The organism is Meiothermus sp. CFH 77666 (assembly GCF_017497985.1).
Lineage (GTDB): Bacteria > Deinococcota > Deinococci > Deinococcales > Thermaceae > Meiothermus.
The window spans coordinates 67,531-90,993 of the sequence record NZ_JAGDFV010000005.1; the positions used below are offsets into that span (position 1 = coordinate 67,531).

Genomic DNA, 23,463 nt, shown 5'->3' on the forward strand with positions numbered 1-23,463 from the left:
AAGCTTGAACTGCATCCGATGGCAACTGGATTCTCGGGGGCGCATCCGCGCCTGGGGGCCGGGGGCTGCCGCGTTCTTTCGCTTGCCAGCGGAACAGGTGCTGGGCAAGCCCTGCGCCGAGGTAGTTCGGGGTACCGACGGGTTTGGCCGCCCATTGTGTGGGCGCTGCCCGGTGCTGCGCGAGATCAAATACGGGGCCTACCAGGCCAGCACTGCGCTCTCTTGTGGCGGCAAGCGCCTGCGTTGCCAGGGCTTTGCCAATGGCGATATCCAAGTCGAGCTCAAGTCCGAAAGCCAGCGAGATTCCAGCGAGGTGCTGGCCTCGCTCTCCTGGGCGGTACGCAAGCTAACCGAGGAGCCCGAGCGTTTCTTCCAGACCTTGCAGGTTTTCCTGGCGGGTCTGCGCAAAAGCCTGGGCATGGAAGCGGTCGAGCTGTTCCTGGCCGACCCCCAGGAGCGCTACCTGGTGCTGACCGCCTACGATGGGGTACACCGCGAGGCGTTTATGGAGAAGCCCTGGTTTGCTTGGGGCGAGGGCTATCCGGGGCTGGTTGCCCTGGGGCACCAGGCCCTGGTCACCCACGACCTGGCTTCGGACGCCCGCTACCTGCGGCAGAAGGTCAAGAAGCTGGGCTACAAGACCTATGTGTGCTACCCCCTCGAGCTTCCCCAGGGCCTGATTGGGGTGCTGAACCTGGCCAGCCGCGACCCCCAGATAGACGACGAAGCCCTGCTCGAGCAGCTCTCCCTGATGGGCCCCATGCTGGCGGCCTCGCTGTACATGGTGCTGACCCGGCTGGGCGAGCGAGGTCTGCTCTCCATTGCGGCGGCGCTGCGGCAGGGCCACGAATCCCAGGGCCTCGAGGCTTTCCTGGCTCAGACTACGGCCCTCAGCGGGGCCTCGTGTGTGCGGCTGGTACTTCAGGATGGGCGCAACCTCACCCAGGGCCGCTGCGAAGTGCCGGAGTGCCCGCACGTGCAGCAGTGCCCGGTCTGGCAGGGCAAGGTACAGGGGGTCAAGGTGGGGTTGGAGCCCTGCCCCCATACCGCAGAAGGGCGGCCCCGCTACTGCTTGCCGCTGTGGTCGGGTGGGGGCGTGGTGGGGGTGCAACAGTTTTACTTTGCCCGCACACCTCAGCCGCCCAGCCAGGCGGTCGCGCCGATCCTTTGGCTGGAGCGTCTGGGGGCCGAGGCCCTTTGGCCCCATTCGGAGCAAGCTGAGAAGGAAAGCCCCTTGCTGGAGATTCAGACCCTGGGGGGCTTGCAGGTACGCCGTAGGGGCGAGTTGCTTTCGCCCAGGGCCTTTGGTCGCCGCCAGGCGCTCACGCTATTCAAACTGCTACTTGCCCACCGGGGCCAGACCCTTTCCAGAGAAGAGCTTTGTGAGCGCCTGTGGCCGGGAGAAGACCCCCGCGAGACCCAGCGCCGCCTGCATGTACTGATGCACGGTCTGCGCCAGGCCCTGGAAACCGACCCCACCCGGCCGCAGATTGTGCTCCGCGAGGGTGAGGGGTACCGTTTTGCTCCGCAGGTTCGCTATTTCCTGGACGTGGAGCGCTTCGAGGCGCTGTTGCACGAGGGCGATGGTCTGGAGGGCACAGCAGCCCTCGAGCGCTACCGCGAAGCCCTGGCCCTCTACAAAGGCGACTTCCTGGCCGACGAGCCCTACGCCGACTGGGCCGAGCTCGAGCGCAGCTACTTGCGCGAACGGGCAGTGGGGGCCTTGTTCCGGGTGGCCGAGATGGCCCTTTCGCAGCACCGGCCCCGCGAGGCCCAGGAAGCCTACCGCCGCATCCTGACCCTCGACCCCTGGCGCGAAGAGGCCTACCTGCGCCTCCTGGAAACCCTCCGACAAAGCGGCCAGGAAGCCGAGGCTCGAAACCTCTTCGAGCAGTACCGAAGCCGCATGGAGCGGGATGGAATAGAGATTTCCAGGGAGATGGCTTTCCAGGTGTAGGCTCAGATCAAGCCGTTTTCAGGTTGCAATGGGAGTGTGTAGTGCATCTATAGCGCTGCCTGGCTACGGCTGGTAGGGACTTTGAATGTAACAGGCCCAGTGGCCTCGCTTCATGCCAAATCCACCAGAACCCCTTTCCTTCTTCCCTGGCGGGAGAAGGTGGCGACACCCCAACCACGTTGTTTACGAACAGTGATGGGAACGCGCTTGGCCACACCTGGGGTGCCGCCGGATGAGGGGGCTCGGGAATGGCTCTCAAAGGTAACCATCCATGTAAGGTTGGTATCAAACACTTTTCTTTTTCCGCACTTCGGCCATCTGCAAAAGCTGCTCTCGGGTAAAGACTCTCTTGCTCATGGCATAGGCAAAAACCACCACCCCAGCGGCCTGCAAAACCCCCGACAGCACCAGCCATGCCCGCAGGCTCGAGTTTGCGCTGTAAAGCGCCAGGGCTCCGCCACCAGGCGCAAGAGCAACCCCGCATTTAGGGTGTAGTAGGCCATGGCCTCCAGCCCTTCCTGGCGTATCTGCGCGGGCCGGGGCATCATCCAGAAGGCCACCCCCATCACCAGGTTCAAGAAGAACCCCACCAGCCCGGCGTGGACGTGGGTGGTCTTGAGGTAGGGCACCAGGCCGGGCCAAAGGTAAAAAGCGGTGCCGGTGAGCACCGTGTACAGCAAAAAAACAGGCTGCTGCGCACAAACAGATACTCGTAGAAGGACATGTTCAGGAAGAGCTTATCGCGCTCTTCACAGACGTGGCCGCCCATCCCGGCGGCCACTGTTATGCCCAGGACAAAGCTTTCCCTTATCCGGATGACTCAAAATATGTGAAGAGCGCTCTAGCCTCGCTCGGCGGGACAGATGTCACGGGGTGTTCTGAAAAACTCGAGGCGTAGCCTCATGAAGACCGCCTACCATTTCATACCCGACCTCTACAAAGAGGCGCAGGTGCCCTCCGAAGGCACTCTGAGCCGCACCCTGTATAGCGAAGGGGGCGTCAAGACCGTGCTTTTCGCTTTCGATACCGGGCAGGAACTCTCCGAGCACACCGCCGCCCGTCCGGCCATCCTCCAGATTCTTTCAGGGCAGGGGCGCTTGAAGCTGCGTGAGGATGAACAGGAAGCCAAACCGGGGGGCTGGGTGTACATGCCCGCCGGTCTGGTACACGCCATACGGGTCGAAAATCCCCTGGTGATGCTCCTAACCTTGTTGCCCAAAGTATGATGCCGATCTCATCCACCCCCAGAGTGCCCCTCAAGACCGTGGCCCTTCCCAGCGAACACGGCGGCTGGGGCTTTACCCTCGAGCCCATTCTGCTGGGCTTGCTGGTGGCCCCAGGCTGGGCCGGACTGGGCCTGGGGATTTTTGCCCTGGCAGCCTTTTTCACCCGACACCCCCTCAAGCTCTGGCTGGCCGACCTCCGGCGCGGTAAGTGCTTTCCGCGTACCCCGCTGGCCCGGAACTTCGCTCTGCTGTACGGAAGCCTGGCCCTGGCAGGGCTTTTATTGGCGCTTTGGACGTCCCGTGGGCCCTTTGGCTGGCCCCTGCTTCTGGCGTTGCCCCTGGTGGGGGTGCAGCTCTGGTTCGATGCCCACAACCAGGGGCGCAACCTGCTCCCGGAGCTGGCGGGGGCGGTAGCGATGGGAGCGATTGCCGCCAGCATGGCCCTGGCTGCCAACTATGAGGCCGGTCTGGCCTATGGCCTGTGGGGGGTGCTGGCCGCCCGTTCGGTAGCCTCCATCTATTATGCACGTGCCCAGGTTCGTCGTGCACGGGGCGAAATAGCAAATTTACAAGCCGTGTACTGGGCCGAGCTGCTGGCCTTGCTGGGGCTTTCGATTGGGGCCTGGGCGGGGCTGGTACCCTGGCTGAGCGTGGCGGCCCTGGCGGTATTGCTACCCTTGCCACTGTATACCTTCAACAAGCCCCCCGTCCCGGCCAAGGTGGTGGGCTGGACACAGATGGCCCTGGGACTTCTGGTGGTGGGGGCCACGGCACTGGGTACTCGGCTGGGATGATAAAAGTAAACCTGCCTGCTAGCGAGGGGGCTGGCTAAACGTGGGTCTTGGGCTGAAAAACTGCTTGCGGTTTTCGGGCCAGAACAGCCAGACCAGCCCAAGCAGGGGTTGCACCAGGGGCAGAAAGCCATAATCAATGCCGAAGTCGTGCCAGACCGTGCGCCCAATGACCTCCGGCATTACCAGACTCAGGGTGCCTACCATCAACACCCCAATCATCTCGAACGAGAGGGCCCCTACCGAGACCCACCAGGCCCAGGGTTTGCGTATCACGAAGGCCACCGTCGCCACCAGATAAATGGCCGCAGCCACCGCCGAGAGGGCCGGGGGGAAGTAGTCGGTTACGCCGGGTTTGAAGAAAAGCTGATAGACCGCTCGAGCCCCCGCCGAAAGCGCCAGCAGGGGATAGGAAACCGCCAGGATTTGGCCAATAGCCTTAATCACTCTGGGTGTTAAAAGCCTGCGCACGCTTTCAAGTCTATCCTGCTTGAAGGATTGCAAGTGATTCCCATTGCCAAATACTCAATAAATCCGACTGGAATACTTGACTTTATTTTTAGACCCCAATAAACTCTCCCTGAGCCGAAAGAGGCTTGAAATGATTACAGGAGGAAGGAAGTGAAGATATACCGTATCCTGACTGTTCTGGCGCTGGCGTTATGGAGCCTGGCTCTCGCTCAGCAGAGCCTGACCATTTACACGGGCCGGGGGCAAGGGCTGGTTGAACCGTTGGTCAAGCAGTTCGAAGCCGAGACCGGCATCAAGGTTAATGTGCGTTACGGGCGCGATGCCGAAATACTGGCGGCGCTTCAAGAAGAGGGAAGTCGAAGCCCAGCCGATATCTTCTGGGCCAACACCGCCGGTGCTTTGGGGGTGGCCTCTGAGCGGGGGCTTTTTATTCGTCTGGGAGATGCAATCACTCAAGTCCCCACTGCCTTTGTGCCGGCCAGCCGTCAGTGGGTTCCCCTCACCATTCGGTTGCGGGTGCTGGCCTACAACCCGGCCAGGGTCAAGCCCGAAGACCTGCCCAAGAGCATTCTGGACCTGCCCAAGCTGACCCAGTACAAGGGCCGCATAGGCTGGACACCCACCTACAGCAGCTTCCAGGACATGATTGCGGCCATGATTGCGGTGCACGGCGAGGCACGCACCCGGCAGTGGTTGAACGAGATGAAGGCCCTCGAGCCCAAAGCCTACGCCTCCAACCCCGCCATGATGGAAGCCATTCGCTCGGGCGAAATTGACCTGGGCTCGACCAACCACTACTACATCCAGCGCTTCGTGCGCGCAGGACAACCTATTGGCACTTACTACTTTGCCGATGGAGACGTGGGTGGGCTGGCCCTGGTGACGGGTGCGGGTATCCTCAAGACCAACAAGAACCCGGCCGCGGCCAATCGCTTCCTGCTATGGCTATTGTCGCCCAAGGGCCAGCAGTTTTTTACCAGCGAAATCATCGAGTACCCGGTTGCCAGGGGCATAGTGCTCACCTCCAACCTGCTCCCCATCAACCAAGCGATTGCCAAGAGCCCCAAAGTGGACTTTGAAAAGCTGCCCCTTGATGCGGCACTCAAGCTTTTGCGCGAGGCGGGTTTGCTCTAGCACCGGGCTCGGATTGCAGCCGATGGCAAGGGCCATCGGCTTTTTGCTTGGCTGCGGTGCTCGTGAAGGCTACAGGGTACATTTATCCCGGCTGGTTTTCTGGCATACTGTTGAGAAGTTATGAGGTCGTCCATCAACCCGCTTCGCCCGCTCTGGCTATCTTTGGGGTTTTTCTTTGCAGGACTGGGCTTTGTTGGTACCGTGGTACCGGGGATGCCCTCCACGGTGTTTTTTATCCTGGCTGCTTACTTTTTTTCACGTAGCAGCCAGCGCTTTCTTAACTGGGTGCTGAACCTTCCCAAGGTGGGCCCAATTGTACGCGATTACCGCGATGGCCTGGGAATGTCCCGTAAAGCCAAAATTTTTGCCCTGTGTATGCTGAGCTTTTTCGCCCTTACCAGCGCCATTTTTCTGATTCCAGTCTTCTGGGTGAAGGTGGTGGTTCTGGTGCTTGGCCTGGTGGGCTTCTGGTATATCCACAGCCGTATTCCCACTAAAGAAATCGTCCTGGCCCGCCGTCAGGTGAGCGAGGCCCAGTAAACGAGGGTTTTTCTTGCAAGGCGCTCCTCACAGCGATAGGGCTATGCGATGCTGAGAATTCCTTGCGTCCTGACAGAACACTGACCGCCTTGAAAGGCTGCCATGTCTGTGATGGGCGCGACCACCACAGAAGGAATACTCGCACCCAAGGGGAGCAGGGTGCGAGTTCTCAGTCAACTTTGAAATTTGAACGCGGGGTTGCGAGTTCACTTTACCAAAGCAAAGGGCCTTCCTGTCAAACTGATTCGAGCACTGCTAAGATCGAAGCGACCACCGTTGCTGTTAGTTTCGACTCTAAGTGCAATGCGGAAACTGCCCGATTTGAGGATGTTGAAGGCTGCACTATTTTGAGTTGCACTGAGCTGAATGTTTGTGTTGACTGCTTGGGTACCTCCGGGGGCCACGTTGAAACTCGTGCTGCCGAGTCCCACGTCTCCACCGGTGTTGTCATTCAGGTTTGTATCGCTCTCAGGCGCAATCCTGACCTCGTAATTCCCGGTCATGAGAATAGCTCCGGTATTGGTCAGGCTGCCTTGGATGTTCAACTGTCCGCGCTCGAGGATGTCTAGGCTTATCGGTATGGGTACTTGCTGGCCCTCGAGGCTTGGGTAAACCACCAGATAGTAGCCAGTTGGGATATTCAGGCTGCGCTGGTTCTGCGGGATAAAGCTGAGAACATTGACGTTGATGATGTAGCGGGTAGCGGCGCTGCATCCAGCTAGCAGCAAGATCAGAGCAATAAGAGCAAGTCTAGGCATGTTTCACCTCAAAACCCCAAACCCAGGCTCAGGGCGATGCCAAACACGGTGTTGCCCACAATGGGCGCCCGGTGGGTGGTCAGGGCCGTATCCACTGTGAACCCTGGCCCCACAAACCCGGCTCCCAACCCAAAGCGGAAGCCGTTGTCGAAGCCCAGCCCGGCCCGGAAGCGGGCGGGCCCCAGGCTGTACTCGCCGCCCACCCGGCCATAGAGGCCCGACTCGTAGCCCAGATCGCCGCCTACCATCAAAGCGCCGACCTCGAGGGGTACCTGGGTTGCAGCGTTCAGGAAGAACGCCGGCACAAAGCCAAAGCTGCTGCGCTCACCCTGCCCCGTGATGGGGTTGCTGGAGGTGCCATCCCAGCGCAGCTCGGTTCCGCTCCAGCGGGCAAAGCCCAGCGCGTTGCGGATGCCCAGGCCCACGGTGGTGCCCTGGGCTTCCATCACCACGCCCACATCGGCCCGGGCGCCAAAACCGCTGCCATTACCGGGAATGGTGTAAAACACGCTGCCCCGGTAGACCGGCGGCTGGTTGGGGTCGAACTGGCCCTGGGAATTGGTCTGGACACCCGCGCTCAGGTTGCTCTCGAGGTAAGAGAGTCCATAAAAAGCTTCGCCTCGAGTCCCTACATACAGCCGGGCCATCCCGAAGTCGGGGATGGGCACGTCGGGCAGCCGGGTGGCATAGCCAAAGCCCACACTGATGCCTGCTTGTGCTGTTCCGGTCAGGTTCAAGGCGTACTCGGTGTTGGGCTCGAGCTGACCGCTGCGCAGCGCCTGGCGAAGGGTGTCGTTGGGTGAAAGGCCCAGGCCAAAGCCCCCCGCGAAAAGACCAAAGTCAAGGTAGAGGTTGCTCCCCAGGGAAAGGGGTATCCGCAGCAGGGGGGCGGGTGTGAGGGCCTTGCTGGAGCCCACCCCTGCGGGTGTGCCCAGTCCAAAGTCCAGGCTGATGGGGTTGCCTTGGTAGTCGGTAATCTGGAGGCCGGAGGCGTCAATGTTAATTTGAATTTCGGGGTAACCGGTGTTGGGGTTGATAAAGGCCCTCGAGGAAGCCGGGTTAATCAAAAACTCATAGGGACGGGTGAACTGGTCGTAAAAGGTCAGCGCATCGAAGGGACTGTTCTCATTGGTCAGGTTCGAGAGGCCGCTCAGCGCGGGCAGGGGGTTGCTCTCAGGCCGAAGCACCAGACCCAGCAACCCAACGGGCAGTTGAAAACCCTGGTCAGCACCGTAGAGTCCCCCCGGAAAAGCTGCATAGGCCGGGTTGAGATACGCTGCGCCGGGCCCAGGCAGCACCAGGCCGGCCATGCCCAGGCTGCGTACCCCCTGGGAGAGCCCGAGCCCTCCAGCCGCAATCACCAATATCCACATCAGGTGTCTCATACCGTTTTGTATTTTAGGGTGACCGGGTTATCTAACAGGTTTACCTGTCACCAGCGGTTGATAAAAGCAATGGGTCAGGGCAATGGCCAAGGCATCCGCTAGGTGGGTGGGTTTGGGCAGCGTTTTAAGCCCCAGGATGGCCCGTACCATATAGGCCACCTGAGCCTTGTCGGCCTGGCCGTGGCCCACCAGGGCCTGCTTGACCTGGGGCGGGCCGTAACCATGAACCGGAATGCTTAGCTGGTCGGCTACCAGAAACACCACCCCCATGGCCCAGCCCACCTTGTAGGCCAGCTCGTTTTGCCGGTAGAAAAACTGTTCCTCCACCGCGATGGCCTGGGGCCGGTAGGCGGCGGCAGCCTGGTACACCGCCCGGTAGAGCCTGCCCACCCGCGCCGGGGCGGGTTCTCCGTGGCTGGTCTTGATCACCTCGGCATGGAGCATCCGGGCCTGCTTGCCGATCTGCTCCACCACCCCCAGGCCCAGGTTGGTGATGCCGGGGTCAATGCCTAAGACAATCATCGCTTATGGCTGAAGGCAAATAGCTGATAGCGAAACTGCTTTATAAGCTATTAGCTATCCGCTATTGACACGAAATCAGTTGCCCCGTTTGGGAGGGTAGTCGCCGTCGCCGTAACGGATAAAGGCGGGGATATCGAAGTTGCTGATGTCCACGTTGCTGCTCGGGAAGTCCATCAGAGGCCGTCCCCCCGGCTTGGCGACCACAGCGCTCTCGTTGAAGCCTGCGGCAATCAGGATGACCCGCATCTCGTCCTGGGCCCGGTTGTCGTAGGTGAGGCCATACAGCACATCCACGTCTTCCATGCCGGTGGCTTCGCGAATCTGCTCCACCACGCTGCTGGCTTCCATCAGCGAGATATCCTCGTCACCCACCACGTTGATCAGGAGCTTGCGGGCCCCATCTACCGAGCGGTCTAGCAAAGGGCTCTGGATGGCCGACTGGGCCGCTTCCAAGACCTTGTTTTCGCCCCGACCTGCCCCGATGCCCATCAAGACCTGGCCGGCGCCCGTGAGCAGGGTGCGCACATCGGCGAAGTCGAGGTTGATCTGGCCGGGCAGGTTGATTACGTCGGTGATGCCCTTCACCCCGTGGTAGAGCACCCGGTCGGCGATCATGAAGGCGTCTTTGGCGGAAACTTTTTTGTCCAGGGCGTTGAGCAGGCGGTCGTTGGAGATGACCACCATGGCATCTACCTGTTCGCGCAGGCGTTTGATGCCTTCCTCGGCAGCCCGTAGCCGTCGCGGGCCTTCCCAGGCGAAGGGGCGGGTGACCACCCCGACCGTGAGGGCACCCAGGCTTTTGGCAATTTCAGCCACCACCGGAGCGCTTCCGGTGCCGGTGCCGCCGCCCATCCCGGCGGTGATGAAGACCATGTCGGAGCCCTCGAGGTACTCGCCAATCAGCTCCTCGGCTTCCTGAGCCGCTTTCTCACCGATCTCGGGGTTGGCGCCTGCGCCCAGTCCACGGGTCAGTTTATCGCCCAGTTGGATGCGTACATCGGCCAGGCTGGTTGCCAGAACCTGGGCATCGGTGTTGGCGGCAATAAACTCCACGCCGGTAAGCCCCGACTCGATCATGCGATTAACCGCGTTGTTGCCTGCGCCCCCAAGTCCGATTACCTTGATCTGCACGTCACCCATAATCTCTCCTGGTTCCCTCTGCTGGTGGCTAGAGTGCTTTGAGTCGTTACGAAAATACCCCTAAAAAAAGTTCTTGAACATCCCCTTGATGCGCTCCCACAGTCCACTCGCGGCGCTGGCAGCACCTTCGGTGTTGAGGACAGGCTTGCTGACAGGGCTGGCTTTGCTACGGGCTGGACGGTGGCGGGGTAGGGGCGCCTGGGCGGCCAGATTGGCCGCATGACGAACCAGCCCCACTGCTGTTGAGTGCGTCGGCGAGGCCACCACATCGGTGAGCCCCTGAACGCCTAAGGGCTTGCCCAGCCGAACGGGCAGGTTGAACTGCTTGCGGGCCAGTTCTTCCAGGCCGCGCACCATGCTGGCGCCGCCGGTCACGATAACCTTACCCACCGTGATTTCCAGCGGCCCTAAGGCTTCGTCCACGCTCTGGCGGGCCAGGTGCAGGATCTCGCGCAGGCGCGGGCGAATGATGCGGGCTAAGTCGGGGGCCTGGTAGGAGATTTGCGCGGCCCCCTCCTGGCTCACCTCCAGCACCAGTTCGGGGTCGGCCAGTTCGGGCAGCGCCGCCCCATATTTTTTGGCGACCCGCTCGGCTTCCTCTACCGGGATTTGCAGCAATTTGGCGATGTCTTGCGAGACATGGTCGCCGCCCAGCGGAATGACCGCCGAGTGGGCCAGGCGGCCCTGACGGAATACGGCCACATCGGTGGTGCCCCCGCCGATGTCCACCAGCATTACGGTCATGGAGAGCTCCTCGGGCGAGAGTACGGCCAGCCCGGAGGCGTAGGCCTGCAAGACCATGCCCTGCAGCTCGAGGCCGGCATCTTCGACCGCTTTGCGCAGGTTGGTGAGGGGGCCCTTGCTCCCTGCGACCAGATGAACGTCTACCTCCAGGCGCACCCCGGCCATGCCGATGGGGTCGCGGATGCCCTCCTGTCCGTCCACGCGGAACTCCAGGGGCAGCGCGTGGATGAGTTCGTAGTCGCCCTCGAAGGGATAGGCTTTGGCCTGTTCGATGGCCCGCTCGACATCGGTGGCCGAGATCTGCTGGCCCCGGCGGATGGCTGCCAGGCCGTGGCTGGTCACGCTGCGGACATGGGCGCCGGCCACACCCACCCAGACCCGCTCGGCCTTGACCCCGGCCACCCGCTCGGCCTGGAAGATGGCCTGGCGGATGGACTCGGTGGTGCGCTCGAGGTTGGTGACCACCCCCCGGCGCAGCCCGTGTGAAGGCACGGTGCCCTCTCCGATGATATCCAGGATGCCATCGGAAGAGAGTTCACCGATGACCGCAGTCACTTTGGTGGTTCCAACATCTAAACCTACGAGAATCATCGGCGAGCACTCACCCCCCAGGAATACACATAGATACGGCTTTCCGTCGAAGCGCCGGGGTGCGCAAGAGGGTTACTTGCGTCACTTTTGCCTATTCTGCGGGCTTTGGCCCAATCTTGCAACTCTCTGACGCTCCTGCCCCAAACAACAAAACCTGGCGTCACGACCTGATACCCTGCGAGGTTGTAGCGGATGCGCTTTGCATCTGGAAAAGTGTGGATCAGCAAAAGCAAATCGGCAATGGGAAGTTCGCCCCGCCCCTCGAGCACCGGGCTTCGCGCGGGCGCGCCCGGCAGCAGCACCCCGTCGGCGCTCAGGCCGTAGCGCTCCTGGCCCTGAACCAGATGGGCGATGGGGGTGCGCTCTTCCAGCACAATGCGCAACCGGCCCGGCGCAGGGCGCTCGAGCAGGGCCGAATTGACCCAGGGGTTTTGCTTTAGGGCCTCGAGCCGGGAGGGCCAGGCCCACAGCCACGGACGCCCCGGCTCGAGGCCGGTTAGCCGCTCGATCTCGGCCCGCGAAAGCTGACGGTTGCCCACAATCTCGACCTGCTCGATGGGCAGCACCACATACGAACCCACTGCCAACGAGGCCAGCAGCAGGGCAATCAAAACCGCCCGGATCATCACCACCTCCTTTCTGCCTGGAACGTTCGGGCAACGCTCGGAGACGTTGACCTTCCTTTGGTTAGGCGGTTGCAACGCCCGGCGGGCATGGGCCCGTGGGCATTCCCGACCCCCCAACGCTCCTGCGCGGCCAAGCGCATTTTCATCGGCTCACCTCCGCCTCGGCGGGCGCAATCTCGCCCCAGATCTCCCACTCCACCTCTAAAGGCAGCACAGCCTGCACCTTGCGGATGAGGGCATACATCTCGGCGGCAGTGGCTCCGCCTAAGTTCACCAGAAAGTTGCCGTGCTCGAGGCTAATCATGGCTTTGCCCACGGTAGTGCCCTTGAGGCCCTTCACATCAATCAACCGACCTGCCGAGTCGCCGGGCGGGTTCTTGAAGGCGCAGCCGGCGCTTTTCTTTTTGGGCTGGCCTTTGCGGGCCGCGTCTACCAGGGCTATTTTGGCCCGCACGGCTTCTTCGCTGGAGGGGGTTAGTTTGAGCTTGACCCTTGTTACAATGCTACCTTCGGGCAGCTCGGAATGGCGGTACCGGAAGCCCAGCTCCGAGGGCCGGTAGTGATGCAAACGGCCATCGTGGAATAGCTCCACTGCCTCCAGGGCATCGGCCATCTCGCCGAAGCGGGTACCGGCGTTCATCTTGACGGCCCCGCCTACCTGAGCAGGCACCCCGTGCAAGCCTTCCAGCCCGCTCAACCCCAGCCGCGCGGAGGCCTGGAGCAGGCTGGGCACCAGCGCCCCGGCCCCCACCCAGCCCGAGAGGTCGGGGTTCCACTCGGCAAACTCGCCCGAGAGCCGGATGACCCGCTCCGCTACCCCGGCGTCCGAGACCAGCAGATTGGAACCGTTGCCCAGCACCCGGTAGGGGGCCTGGGTGGCCTGTACCAGGTCGGCCAGGGTTTCCACTGTCCAGACCTCGGCCTCGCCCCCTACCCCGAGGGTGGTGAGTCTGGCCAGCGGTAGACGGACTATTTTCATGGCAGTACCTCAGGGCTGTTGCGTTTCCCGAGCCCGGCGCTCCTGGCCCTGAACCCGGTCATACGGCCTCCTTTTGCGCCGCCAGCAGACGGCCCAGCCTCGAGACGCTCCCGGCGCCGATGGTCAGAATCAGATCGCCCTGGGCTGCGGTCTGGCGCAGGTAGCTCAGGATGTTGTCCCAGCTATCGTAGCGGGCCCGGTGTCCCCGCGCGTGCAGATGCTCCAGCATGCGCCCGGCAATCTGGGCGCTGGTGAGGCTGAGAGGGGTCTCCTCGGCGCTGTAGACATCGAGAATCAGGGCCTCGTCGGACAGCTCGAGGGCTTTAGCGTAGAGGGGCCACTCCTGTTCGCTGCGGCCATAGCGGTGGGGCTGGAAGACTGCCCGCACCCGCAGGCCGGTGTTGCGGGCTGCTTTGAGCAAGGCAAAGAGTTTGGTGGCGTTGTGGGCGTAGTCGTCCACAATCAAAGCGCCGTTGAGCTCGCCCACCTTTTCAAAGCGGCGGCTGGCCCCGGTGTACTGGTAGAGCCCCTCCCGGATGGCCTTGAAGGGAACCCCTGCCACGAGCGCGGCAGCCGAGGCGGCCAGGGCATTGCTGATGTTGTGCTCGCCGGGCACTTGCAGGCGCACTGTACCCAGGGGCTGGCCTTGCCAGACCAGCTCAAACTGGCTGCCGAAAGGCTCGAGGGCAATATGCGCGGCGTGGCAGTCGCCCTCCTGCAACCCAAAGCTGCTGCGGGGGCGGCCCTGGGTGAGATTGTCCAGCAGGCGCCAGCGGGGTTCGCCGTTGTAAATGACGTGCCGGGCCCGGCTGGCAAACGACCGCACAGCGTCCTGGAGTGCCTCGAAGGAAGTGTGGTAGTTGGGGCGGGCCTGCCCATCGGGCGAGACGTGGTCGGCCTCGAGGTTAGTAATCACCGCCACATCGAGCTCTAAAAAGCGAAACAGGGGGTCGGACTCGTCCACCTCAGCAATCCGGTAGTGCCCGGAGCCCACCTTGGCGCTGCCGCCAATCAGGCCCAGCTCGGCCCCCAACAGCACCGTGGGGTCGCTCTGGGCGGCCAGGAAGATGCTGGCCAGCATGGAGGAGGTGCTGGTTTTGCCGTGGGAGCCGGTCACGCCCAGGCTGTAGCCCCCCTTGAGAATTTCGGCCACCACCTGAATCCGCCGCCAGACCGGGATGCCCAGGGTGTGGGCCGTGGCCAGCTCAGGCTCGGTGTCCTTGATGGCGGTGGAGGCCACCAGCACATCCACACCCTCGAGGTGCGCCGGGCTGTGGCCCTGCTGAACCTGGATGCCCTCGCGCTCGAGCTGGCGGGTCAGGTCGGAAAGCTGGCTATCGCAGCCGCTGACCCGGTGTCCGTCCTTGCGCAGAATGCGGGCCAGCCCGCTCATGCTGATACCGCCAATGCCCATCAGGTGATAATGCTTCACGCCGCCTCCAAAACGATCCGGGCCAGCCGCTGGGCTGCTCCGGCTGGCGACAACCCCCCAAGTCTATCGCGGATTTGGGCCCGCGTGGAGGGGTTGAGCAGAGTATTAAGCGCAGCTTCAAACTGGGCCCAGGACTCAAGCCGCAGGGCCGCGCCGCGCTCGGCATAAAAGCCCACGTTGGCCCACTGGGCGCCCCCGTCCAGGTGGCGCGGCAGCGGCACCCCCAGCACCGGCACCTGGTGGTAGGCCGCTTCGGACATGGTACCGGCCCCGCCCCGGGTGATGGCACAGTCGGCGGCGCTCCAGGCCAGCACGCTGTCCACATAGCCCCGCACGAGGTAGTGGGGCCGTTCTTTGGCTTTGAGTTCCGGCTCCCAGCGCACCCCGCACTGGTGCAGAACCTGCCATTCGCCCAGTATCGGGTAGAGTCGCTCGGGGAGTTGCTCGTTGAGTTCCTTGCTGCCCTGGCTGCCGCCCAGAATCAGGAGGGTGGGGCGGTGGGGCTCGAGCCCAAGGGCCGCCCGGGCCTCGGCGGGGGGGCGTTTTTCCTCCCGCACCGGATAGCCCACCACCTGGGTTTTACGGGCCAGTCCGGGGGGCAGCTCCATGGGGGTAGCCAGGGTGACCCGCCGCGCCAGCCGGGCCAGCATCCGGTTGGCCAGGCCCAGTTTGGCGTTTTGCTCGTGGATCACCATGGGCACCCCGCGCATGGCCGCCACAAAAGCCACCGGAAAGCCCGCATAACCGCCCATGCTCAGTACGGCTCTGGGCCTCAGCTCCCGCAGCACCTGCTGTGCCGCCCAGAGGCCCCGCAGCACCTTCATTCCTTCGGCGGGCCGCAGGGCGTCGCGCGAGAGCTTGCCCGCCGGAATCATCCGGTAGGGCAGCCCGCTATTCGGCAGAACCCGTTCTTCAATTCCACCCAGCGCCCCCACGTAGGTTACCGGCTCGCCCGCTTCCAGCAGGGCTTTCGCCGCCGCCAGCCCCGGATAGAGGTGGCCGCCGGTACCCCCGCCGGTCACGATCACCATGCGCCTCCTTTACAGCGCAGGGGAACCGGGCGGAGCGGAGGGGAGGATGCGAAAAGTGAGCAGGGGAGAGCAGCCAGCTTTCTTGCCCATTCCATAACCAGCAGGCTGCCGCTGCAGGGCTTCCAGGCACGTTGCATTCTGACTCCCTCGCACGGTTTCACGGCTGAGCCCCCCTGACTTTGTGCTCTTGTTTGTGAGCGAAGGCTTCGCGTGAGAGGGCCTGCAAGAGCCCCATGGCCAGACCGGCCATAATCATCGAGTTGCCGCCCATGCTCACCATAGGCAGCGGGGAACCCCCAATCGGGATGGTGCCGATCACGGCGGCGATGTTCAGGGCGGCTTGCAACACCAGGTACAGGGTCAGGCCCAGCGCCAGCACACTCCGGGAACCTTCCAGGTTGGCGGCAATCTGGAGCCCGCGGGCCAGTATCAGCCACAGGGCCAGCAGAACCATGAAACCCGCCAGCCAGCCCCCCGACCAGATGATCGAGGCCAGCACAAAGTCGTTGTGGGACTCGGGCAGGTTGGGCATCCGGGCCCCTACCCCCTGCCCGAAAGGCCCTGCGTTCACGATGATCTTGTGCGCCTGGGTGATCTGGTACAGGGGGCCCCGGATGACCTCGGGGCTCAGTTCGCTCACCCGCCCGCTGACATAGGTGCTCCAGCCCTCGAAGCGATCCCGCACTTTCTCGAAGCGATCGAGGTACAGCCCCGAGACCGAGATGGCCAGAATCCAGGCGGTGGCCCCGATGGCCAGCAAGCGCCGCAAAGGAACCCCGATCACCACCAGCAAGAAGCCCGAAAAAAACAGCACAAACAGGCCCGTGTCCAGGTCGGGCGAGGCGATGATCAGGCCCGCCGCCAGGCTGATGGCAATGATGGGGCCAATGATGGGGTAATCGGTGGGTTTGTTGTGGAAAAAAGCCGCCAGGTAGAGCACCACCGCCAGCTTGGCAAACTCCGAAGCCTGCAGGTTGAAGGAGGTGAAGGGCAGGTCGATAAACCTGCGCTCACTGCCCGGCCCGAACCCCACCACCAGGTTCGCAACCAACAGCAGGAGCGAGAACAGAAAAAAGGGCCGCGCCGCCCAGATCGCCCATTGGGTGTGCAGGCGCGAGACTGCCAGCATCAGGGCCAGCGAGATGGCCATGTTGCGCAGGTTTTCCAGGCTGTGCTGCGCTGGTGCGGCCCGCATCCAGTCGGAGGTGGCCACCCCCAGCGCCGAAAGGGCGAAAAGCAAAAGTTGTGCCAGTAGCAGAATGCTATCCACGAATACCTCCCAGTTGCAGCACCACTTCCCGGAAGACTTTAGAGCGTTCCTTGTAATCCCTGAACTGATCGAACGAGGTGGCCAGTGGGGCCAGCAGCACGCTGCCCGAGGCAAGCCGCCGCAGGGATTCACTCACGGCCTGCTCGAGGGCTTTGCGCCCGTCGGGCTCGGGGATTTCCACCACCTCCACCAGGTTCTTGAAGGGTGCGGCCAGCCGGCTACCGTCGCGGCCAATGGCCAGAATTAGCCTGACCTTGCGGGCCACCACCTCGCGCAGTTCCTCCACCGGGGCCCCCTTGTCCACCCCTCCGAGCACCCAGGCCACCGGCGGGGGCGCGGCCTCCAGGGCCATGCGCACCGAGTCGAGGCGGGTGGCGATGGAATCGTCTATGAACAGTAGCTGGCCGATGTGGGCGAAGATTTCGTAACGGGCTTCGGGACGGGGGGCCGAGGCGCGGAAGGGCTCGAGGGCGGCGGGGGTGGCCTCGAGCGCAAGAACCCGCTCAGGCTGTTCGCGCTGGATGATGTGGGCATAGGCCAGAGCGGCCTGCAGGGCTGCGTTCAGGTTGGTTTCGCGGGGGTCGCTATGGGGCTCGAAGGGGTAGCGCTGGGCCGGGTTTCCCTCGAGGGCGGCCAGGATCTTGGGGTCTAGGGCATTGTAGACCAGGGCGTCTTTGGCGGTGAGGTTCTTGATCAGGTTGAGCTTGGCGGCGTGGTAGGCCTCCAGGCTGCCGTGCCGATCCAGGTGATCCACCCCGAGCAAGAGCAGCACCGCCACGCGGGGGCGGAAGTGGAGGGTGCGCTCGAGCTGGAAGCTGCTCATCTCCACCACCACCACCTCGGCCTCGTCCACCACGCTGGCCAGCGGCGGGTCGATGTTGCCGCCCTCCAGGGCTTTGAAGCCCAGCGCCCGCAAAAAGTGGCCGGTGAACAGGGTGCAACTGGTTTTGCCGGCGGTACCGGTGATGCCGATGAGCGGGGTTGGGGAGTGGCGGTAAACCAGTTCGGCCTCCCCAATCACCTCCGCACCGCCGGCCCGCAGGGCTTGCAGGCGGGGGTGCTGGATGGGTACGCCGGGGGCTGCTATCACTTCATCGTAGCTGCCGGGCTGAGGGTCGGGCTCGAGTTCAAACCCCAGCGCCCGGGCCTCGGCTGCTTCTTCGGGCCTGAGCTGGTCGTCGTAGAAGCGGGCCGACAGGCCGTGCCGACGCAGGTAGCCCAGCACCCCCAGGCCACTGCGCCCGAGCCCATACACCAGCCGCCTCATACGGGGCCTCCCCAGAGGTGTACCGCGAGTGCCGTGCAGAGTGCCGTGACCACCACAAAGCGAAACACCACCTTGCTTTCGGGCCAGCCCGACAGCTCGAAGTGGTGGTGCAGGGGGCTCATCTTGAAGAGGCGCTTGCCGGTACGGCGGAAGTAGCTGACCTGGATCACCACCGAGAGCACCTCGAGCACCGGGATCAGGGCCACCAGGGGCAGCCACCAGAGCTTGCCTTCCAGGATGAACAGTCCGGCCACCAGCGCCCCCAGGGCCATGCTGCCGGTGTCGCCCATGAAGACCGTGGCCTTGGGGGCGTTGTGCCACAAAAAGCCCAGCAAGGCCCCCACCATGACCTGCGCGGTGGGGAGCCCCACAAAGGGCAGCAAAATCACCGCCGAAACGCTGGCCAAAAGCCCATCTACCCCGTCGGTGAAGTTGAAGGCGTTGCAGGCGGCAATGATCACAAGGGTGAAGAGCAGCACATCCAGCACGGGATACGGCGTGTACTGCACCTGTCGGGCCGCCCAGATAGCAAAAATCAGGCTCATCAACGACTGCACCACCAGCTTCTCGCGGGCCTTGAGGGGTCGGCGTAGCGAACCGGCCAGGTCATCGGCCAGGCCCAGGAGGGCCATGCCCAGCACCAGCAGCCACAGCCCGGCCCACTTGTCGCCCCCCGAGAGCCCGTACACCAGGGCAGCAGCCAGCAAAAAAGCCACCCCGCCCATGCTGGGGGTGCCCATCTTGGCCAGGTGGCTCTGGGGTCCGTCGGCCCGCACCTGCTTGCCGAGCCGCAGCGACTGCATCAGGGTAATCCAGAGCCCCACCAGGAACCAGCTCAGAAGGGCGGCGGCCGCAAGGGTGTTCATCGCACCTCCCGTGACGCGAAAAGGGCGGTGGGGGAGACGAGGTTTTGACGCGCTGGAGCCCAGGCTGTGAAAGCAGAGCGGCTGGCCACATCCAGATTGAGCCGCAGGGTGACCAGACGGCCCGCCTCGAGCGTGTAGAGGTACACCCCGTCGGTCTGTAGGCCGCTAAAAGCCCCGGCCCGGAAGCCCAGGCGCAGCCCCTCCGGGCTGAGCCGGAAGAGGCCCTCCGGGGTGAGCACGTAGAGGTCTTCCAGCACCACCGCCGCCCGCACGACCCCCGGCAGGGGTACCCAGGTGCGGTCGGGCAGGCGCAGGGCCTCGCGCCCAAAGGCGTACACATGGCGTTCGCCGGCGGCCAGGAAGTTGAAGCGCCCCTCGGCCAGCCGCCGGCGCTCGAGGCTAATGCCTTCGTCGTCCAGCCAGTAGACCCCCTCTTTGGTGTTGAGGGCGTCTTTGGCTTTGTAGAGGAGGGTGCCCAGCCCAGGTACATAGAGCCGATCCGCCAGGCCCACCAGGGGCAGCGGTTTTGCCCGTACAAAGGTGGGCACCCCCGGCAGGGGCAGGCTTTCCCGAATAAAGCCGTTCTGGTAGATGAGCAACTGAAAGGGGTAGGCGGCCAGCAGGGTCTCGCCGCTACGGGCGACCAGTGGGGCGGGGCTGGGCAGGGCCAGTTGCAGCCCGATGGCCCGTACCAGCCGCCCCTCCACCACACCCCCTTCTATCAGGATGGGCTCCGTGGGGGTTGGGGGGGTTTGCGGCTGGGGCGCGCACGCCGCCAGGCCCAGGGAGAGAGCCACCAGCCCTGCTCTCATGCTTCCTCCCTGGGCCAGAGCTCGAGCAAGCGCTCCAGGCCCACGCTGCGCGAGGCCTTCAAGTACACCAGGTCGCCGGGCCGAACCTGCCCGGCCAGATACAGGGCGGCCTCCTCGAGGGTCTCCACGGCGGTTCCCCCCACCAGGGCCGCCTGTTGCTGGGCGAAAGGCCCGATGAATACCAGATGGGGGCTGATGCTCTGGGCCAGCCGGGCGGCCTCGAGGTGGTGCTTCAGGGCCTCCTCGCCGAGCTCGGCCATGCGGCCCAGCACCAGCCACTTGCGCCCCGGCTGGGTTTGCAGGAACTGCATCCCGGCCCGGAAGGAAAGCGGGTTCGAGTTGTAGGCGTCGTGGATGAAGTCCACCCCCCCCAGCTGCAAGCGCTGCATCCGGCCTGGGGGGAGCCGGAGGGCGGCCAGCCGCTCGATGGTGTCGGCAAGGGGTTTGTCCAGCATCCGGGTTGCGGCCAGGGCGGCCAGCGCCCCCATCACCGGCCCCACGCCCGGATAGGGGAGGCTGACCGGGCGGCTCTCGAAGTGGAAGCGACTGGCGTTGAGGCCGAGCTCGAGGTTTTCGGCCCGAAAATCCCCGGCCCCGATGCCGTAGGTCTTCAGGTTTGGCAGTTGAACCATCTCGGCGGCCTGGGTGCTGGCCAGCCGCACGGGGCTCACCCGCAAAAGCCAGCTCTCCTCGCGGATCACGTTCTCCAGGTTTCCGAGCCCCTCCAGGTGCTCCTCCCCCAGACTGGTGAGCACGGCAAAGTCGGGCCGGGCCAGATAGGTGAGTTCGGCCATCTCCAGAAGCCGGTCTATGCCCAGCTCCACTACAGCACCCTCGCCCTCTTCCAGATGCAAAAAGAAGCGGGTCAGGCCGGGCGCGTTGTTCAGGTTGCCCTCGGGGGCAGACCAGCCCAGGCCCTGGGCCAGGCACTCCTTGGTGGTGGTTTTGCCCGAACTACCCCCCACCGCCAGCACCGTACCGCCAAACCGGTCGCGCAGGGCCCGCCCGACCGCCAGCAAAGCCCGCTCGGGCTTCTCGACCTGCACCGCGCCCGGGTGCGCCAGGTCGGTGACCACAAAGGCCGCCCCGGCCTGGATGGCTTCTGGGCCAAACTCCCGCCCGTGGGTTTTTGCGCCGGGCAGGGCGAAAAAGGCCATCCCCGGCGCTACTTTCCTCGAGTCCCAGTGCAAGTCGTGGGCCACGGTAGCGCCTTCGTGCACTTTTCCACCCGTCAGGCTGGCTACCCAGTTGGGTTGGAGTTCTCTAGGCCCTTTGATCTGCACCATAGCCTCACATGAGTATTGTCCTCAAGTTGCACAACACACTCATCGGTTGACCAGTTTACCCTTGCCAGATGAGTTGTCCAATTGGGGCGGGACGCCCCAGAGCGCAAAGAGCCGGGCTGCAATATCCCGGTAGATGGGGGCTGCCACCTGCGAGCCGTGGATTCGCCCCCCCTTGGGGTGGAAAAGGTTCACCACCACCGTCACGCGGGGGGTGTTGGCCGGAATGAAACCGGCAAAGAGCGCCGCATAGACGCTGCTGCTATAGCGGCCATTCACCACCACTTGGGCCGTGCCGGTTTTGCCCCCCAGGACATAGCCAGGCAGCCTGGCATTTTCGGCGATGCCCTCGGTCAGAGCTTTGCGGATTTCACGGGCTACCTGGGGCCGGAATACCACACTGCTTTGGGAGGTGTTGCCCTCGAACAGAATGGGCTGGCGATAGATTCCATCGTTCGCCAGGATGTTGTAGGCTGCCGCCAGGTGCAGGGGGGTAATCAGGAAACCCTGGCCGAAGGTGGCGTTGGCGTACTCGGCAGGGCCCCAGCGGTTCACCGGGCGCACCTGGGGGGCCGCAACCTGCACGGCAATCCGGGGCTGGTAAGAGAGGGGCGGTAGGAGCGCCGCATCCATGAAGTGCATCTTCTTGAAGAAGTTGAACAGCGTCTCACGCGGAATTCGCTCGGCCAGGGTGGTGATGCCCACATTGGAGGAGAATTTGAGCACCTCGCTCAGGGTCAGGGTCTCGGGGTGTTTGACCACATCATTAATGATCCAGCCTGCGATGCGTCGGCTCATGGGAGCATAGACCCGGGTGTCCAGCCGGGCCACGTTTTCCTCCATCAGCACAGCAGCCGTAAGGGGTTTGATGGTCGAACCGGGTTCCAGCGCGTATGCGAAGGCGTGGTTGCGCCAGGAGACATCTTGCTGGGTGCTGCGCCGGGGGGCGGTGGGGTCGAAGGCCGGGCCATTGGCCACCGCCAGGAGCCGCCCGGTTTTGCTTTCCATCACCACCACCGAACCCCAGTCGGCCTGGGCGGCCTCGAGGCCCTTCCACAGGGCTTGCTCGGCGATGGACTGCACCAGTGGATCCAGGGTCAGGCGCAGGCTCTGGCCCTGGGCGAGCAGCTTTTCCAGGTCGAGCTCGAGGCCCGAGAGCCCCTTACCGGTGCTGCGCTCACCAAAGCCAATGAGCTGAGTAGCCGAAAGACCCAGGGGATACAAGCGCGCTTCCTCCGGGGTGCTGAAGGCCAGCGGGGTGCCGTCGGCGGCTTCCAGGCTGCCGCGCAAAGGAGGCGCGTCCGCCCGGGCCGAGACGGGCCGCAGGGGAAGGCTGGGGGCGTTGTGCCACAGCACATAAAAACCATATCCCAGCCCTAGCAGAAAGGCGGCAAAGGCTGCCAGCACCACCCAGCCCCGGCTCAGGCTGGCCTGTTCGCTCGTACCCAGGCGGTTCAAGGGGCGCTCCTTTCTGGCGGCACAGGGCTGGCCCAGCGGGCCAGGCTCATGGGGATATAACCATTGGCCTCGGCCCACTCCCGCAGCGCCAGGGGGGAAACCAACTGATAGCGCTGCAAGAGCAGCCGGGTCTCTTTCTGCCGGAGGTCGGCCTCGGTGGCCTGGAGCGCCATCAAATTGGCGCTCAGTTGCTGGTTGTAGTGCCCTAGGGCGGTCAAGCCTGCCAGTAGCAGCAAATACACCAGGCCCCATCGCAATACCGTCTTCATGCTGTGCCTCCATCTGTGCGCTCGGCCACCCGCATCTTGGCGCTGCGGGCTCTGGGGTTGGCGCGCTGTTCGCTTTCCGAAGGAATAATGGGCTTTTTGGTGAGCGGTTTTAGCAGGGTGGAGTCGCGCAGGAAGTGCTTGACCAGGCGATCCTCGAGCGAATGAAAGCTGATGACGACCAGCCTGCCCCCGGGCTTCAACACTTCTTCGGCGCCCCGAAGCAACGCCTCCAGCGCACCTAACTCGTCGTTGACGTAGATGCGAAGGGCCTGGAAGCTCTTGCGGGCGGGGTGCCCGGCCTCGCGGTACCCGGTAGCCCGGCGGATTACCTCGGCCAGCTGGGTGGTGGTGGTGATGGGGCGGTTCTCCACAATGAAGCGGGCGATGCGCCGTGAGCGCGGCTCTTCGCCGTAGCGGTAGAGGATGTCGGCGATGTCTTCTTCGGGGTAGGTGTTGACCACCTCGGCTGCGGTAAGCGCACCTGCGCCCATCCGCATGTCCAGGGGGCCTTCCTGCTGGTAGCTGAAGCCCCGCCGGGCATCGTCGAAGTGAAAGCTGGACACCCCCAGGTCGGCCAGGATGCCGTCTACCTGCCTCAGGCCCCGCTTCTCTAGCTCGGGCACCAGCTCGCGGAAGTTGGCTTCAATCAGCGTCAGATTCGCCAGGCCCAGCGCCTGGGCCCGGGCGATGGCCTCGGGATCCTGGTCAAAGGCAATCACCCGCCCGCCCCGTTCCAGAATGCCCTGGGTATGGCCCGCCCCGCCCAGGGTAGCGTCCACATACACCCCTCCAGGTTGAACCGCCAGCCAGTCCAGGGCTTCGTGATAGAGCACCGAAGTATGGCTCACACCCCTCCTCTGCTGAACGGGCGGCTGGGCGCTTGGAAACCGTGCAGGGGCCGCATACATGGC

Annotated in this window: 24 protein-coding genes; 5 read left to right on the forward strand and 19 right to left on the reverse strand. The window is 63.8% G+C overall.

The genetic code is table 11. The features are described 5' to 3' along the window. Nucleotides 1–4 precede the first annotated feature (4 nt). Nucleotides 5–1,957, forward strand: a complete 1,953-nt coding sequence (locus J3L12_RS04175; protein WP_208013789.1) for a BTAD domain-containing putative transcriptional regulator — start codon at nucleotides 5–7, stop codon at nucleotides 1,955–1,957. Between the two features lie 353 nt (nucleotides 1,958–2,310). Here the strand turns inward: J3L12_RS04175 and J3L12_RS04180 are convergent, their stop codons facing one another. After that, the gene (locus tag J3L12_RS04180) at nucleotides 2,311–2,637 is read right to left on the reverse strand and encodes a hypothetical protein (RefSeq protein ID WP_243454911.1); all 327 of its coding nucleotides are present in this window, start codon (nucleotides 2,635–2,637) and stop codon (nucleotides 2,311–2,313) included. 222 nt (nucleotides 2,638–2,859) lie between these two features. Here J3L12_RS04180 and J3L12_RS04185 point away from each other — a divergent pair, with 222 nt between their 5' ends. After that, nucleotides 2,860–3,183, forward strand: a complete 324-nt coding sequence (locus J3L12_RS04185; protein WP_208013790.1) for a cupin domain-containing protein — start codon at nucleotides 2,860–2,862, stop codon at nucleotides 3,181–3,183. Beyond that, complete coding sequence (locus J3L12_RS04190; protein WP_208013791.1) at nucleotides 3,180–3,977, forward strand: YwiC-like family protein; 798 nt, start codon at nucleotides 3,180–3,182, stop codon at nucleotides 3,975–3,977. The genes J3L12_RS04185 and J3L12_RS04190 overlap by 4 nt, the downstream gene beginning before the upstream one ends. An 18-nt stretch (nucleotides 3,978–3,995) precedes the next feature. Here J3L12_RS04190 and J3L12_RS04195 read toward each other — a convergent pair whose 3' ends face one another. Further along, the gene (locus tag J3L12_RS04195) at nucleotides 3,996–4,445 is read right to left on the reverse strand and encodes a hypothetical protein (protein ID WP_208013792.1); all 450 of its coding nucleotides are present in this window, start codon (nucleotides 4,443–4,445) and stop codon (nucleotides 3,996–3,998) included. 150 nt (nucleotides 4,446–4,595) lie between these two features. Between J3L12_RS04195 and J3L12_RS04200 the strand changes: the two genes are divergently transcribed. Beyond that, the gene (locus J3L12_RS04200; RefSeq protein ID WP_208013793.1) at nucleotides 4,596–5,579 is read left to right on the forward strand and encodes an iron ABC transporter substrate-binding protein; all 984 of its coding nucleotides are present in this window, start codon (nucleotides 4,596–4,598) and stop codon (nucleotides 5,577–5,579) included. 120 nt (nucleotides 5,580–5,699) lie between these two features. Beyond that, complete coding sequence (locus tag J3L12_RS04205) at nucleotides 5,700–6,119, forward strand: YbaN family protein (protein WP_208013794.1); 420 nt, start codon at nucleotides 5,700–5,702, stop codon at nucleotides 6,117–6,119. 206 nt (nucleotides 6,120–6,325) lie between these two features. Here the strand turns inward: J3L12_RS04205 and J3L12_RS04210 are convergent, their stop codons facing one another. From J3L12_RS04210 to rsmH, 17 genes are all read right to left on the reverse strand, one after another. Continuing rightward, nucleotides 6,326–6,877, reverse strand: a complete 552-nt coding sequence (locus J3L12_RS04210) for a hypothetical protein (protein WP_208013795.1) — start codon at nucleotides 6,875–6,877, stop codon at nucleotides 6,326–6,328. Between the two features lie 8 nt (nucleotides 6,878–6,885). Next, on the reverse strand, nucleotides 6,886–8,250 hold the full coding sequence (locus J3L12_RS04215; RefSeq protein WP_208013796.1) for a TetR family transcriptional regulator: 1,365 nt from the start codon (nucleotides 8,248–8,250) through the stop codon (nucleotides 6,886–6,888). Between the two features lie 39 nt (nucleotides 8,251–8,289). Then, nucleotides 8,290–8,784: a crossover junction endodeoxyribonuclease RuvC gene (gene ruvC / locus J3L12_RS04220; protein ID WP_208013797.1), complete on the reverse strand. Its 495-nt coding sequence runs from the start codon at nucleotides 8,782–8,784 to the stop codon at nucleotides 8,290–8,292. 75 nt (nucleotides 8,785–8,859) lie between these two features. Next, on the reverse strand, nucleotides 8,860–9,924 hold the full coding sequence (ftsZ, locus tag J3L12_RS04225; protein ID WP_208013798.1) for a cell division protein FtsZ: 1,065 nt from the start codon (nucleotides 9,922–9,924) through the stop codon (nucleotides 8,860–8,862). A 60-nt stretch (nucleotides 9,925–9,984) separates the two neighbouring features. Beyond that, nucleotides 9,985–11,259 (reverse strand): cell division protein FtsA, encoded by a 1,275-nt coding sequence (gene ftsA, locus J3L12_RS04230; RefSeq protein WP_208013799.1) that lies wholly within the window; start codon nucleotides 11,257–11,259, stop codon nucleotides 9,985–9,987. Beyond that, complete coding sequence (locus J3L12_RS04235; protein WP_208013800.1) at nucleotides 11,256–11,885, reverse strand: FtsQ-type POTRA domain-containing protein; 630 nt, start codon at nucleotides 11,883–11,885, stop codon at nucleotides 11,256–11,258. The genes ftsA and J3L12_RS04235 overlap by 4 nt, the downstream gene beginning before the upstream one ends. Before the next feature lie 142 nt (nucleotides 11,886–12,027). Further along, on the reverse strand, nucleotides 12,028–12,864 hold the full coding sequence (locus tag J3L12_RS04240) for a UDP-N-acetylmuramate dehydrogenase (protein ID WP_208013801.1): 837 nt from the start codon (nucleotides 12,862–12,864) through the stop codon (nucleotides 12,028–12,030). Between the two features lie 58 nt (nucleotides 12,865–12,922). Beyond that, the gene (murC, locus tag J3L12_RS04245; RefSeq protein WP_347708831.1) at nucleotides 12,923–14,296 is read right to left on the reverse strand and encodes a UDP-N-acetylmuramate--L-alanine ligase; all 1,374 of its coding nucleotides are present in this window, start codon (nucleotides 14,294–14,296) and stop codon (nucleotides 12,923–12,925) included. Then, entirely contained in the window at nucleotides 14,293–15,327 is a 1,035-nt protein-coding gene (locus J3L12_RS04250) for a glycosyltransferase (RefSeq protein ID WP_208013802.1), read from the reverse strand. Before J3L12_RS04250 ends, murC begins: the two co-directional genes overlap by 4 nt. A gap of 157 nt (nucleotides 15,328–15,484) precedes the next feature. Further along, the gene (locus J3L12_RS04255; RefSeq protein ID WP_208013803.1) at nucleotides 15,485–16,597 is read right to left on the reverse strand and encodes an FtsW/RodA/SpoVE family cell cycle protein; all 1,113 of its coding nucleotides are present in this window, start codon (nucleotides 16,595–16,597) and stop codon (nucleotides 15,485–15,487) included. Beyond that, complete coding sequence (murD, locus tag J3L12_RS04260) at nucleotides 16,590–17,864, reverse strand: UDP-N-acetylmuramoyl-L-alanine--D-glutamate ligase (protein WP_208013804.1); 1,275 nt, start codon at nucleotides 17,862–17,864, stop codon at nucleotides 16,590–16,592. The genes J3L12_RS04255 and murD overlap by 8 nt, the downstream gene beginning before the upstream one ends. Next, nucleotides 17,861–18,730, reverse strand: a complete 870-nt coding sequence (locus tag J3L12_RS04265) for a phospho-N-acetylmuramoyl-pentapeptide-transferase (protein WP_208013805.1) — start codon at nucleotides 18,728–18,730, stop codon at nucleotides 17,861–17,863. The genes murD and J3L12_RS04265 overlap by 4 nt, the downstream gene beginning before the upstream one ends. Further along, nucleotides 18,727–19,542, reverse strand: a complete 816-nt coding sequence (locus tag J3L12_RS04270; protein ID WP_243454912.1) for a hypothetical protein — start codon at nucleotides 19,540–19,542, stop codon at nucleotides 18,727–18,729. The genes J3L12_RS04265 and J3L12_RS04270 overlap by 4 nt, the downstream gene beginning before the upstream one ends. Then, nucleotides 19,539–20,828: a Mur ligase family protein gene (locus tag J3L12_RS04275; protein ID WP_208013806.1), complete on the reverse strand. Its 1,290-nt coding sequence runs from the start codon at nucleotides 20,826–20,828 to the stop codon at nucleotides 19,539–19,541. Before J3L12_RS04275 ends, J3L12_RS04270 begins: the two co-directional genes overlap by 4 nt. A gap of 39 nt (nucleotides 20,829–20,867) precedes the next feature. Next, nucleotides 20,868–22,283 (reverse strand): penicillin-binding protein 2, encoded by a 1,416-nt coding sequence (locus tag J3L12_RS04280; RefSeq protein WP_208013807.1) that lies wholly within the window; start codon nucleotides 22,281–22,283, stop codon nucleotides 20,868–20,870. Beyond that, a complete protein-coding gene (locus J3L12_RS04285; RefSeq protein ID WP_208013808.1) occupies nucleotides 22,280–22,552 on the reverse strand; it encodes a hypothetical protein in 273 nt (90 codons plus the stop codon). Before J3L12_RS04285 ends, J3L12_RS04280 begins: the two co-directional genes overlap by 4 nt. Continuing rightward, nucleotides 22,549–23,460 (reverse strand): 16S rRNA (cytosine(1402)-N(4))-methyltransferase RsmH, encoded by a 912-nt coding sequence (gene rsmH, locus J3L12_RS04290; protein ID WP_208013809.1) that lies wholly within the window; start codon nucleotides 23,458–23,460, stop codon nucleotides 22,549–22,551. The genes J3L12_RS04285 and rsmH overlap by 4 nt, the downstream gene beginning before the upstream one ends. Nucleotides 23,461–23,463: the final 3 nt, after the last annotated feature.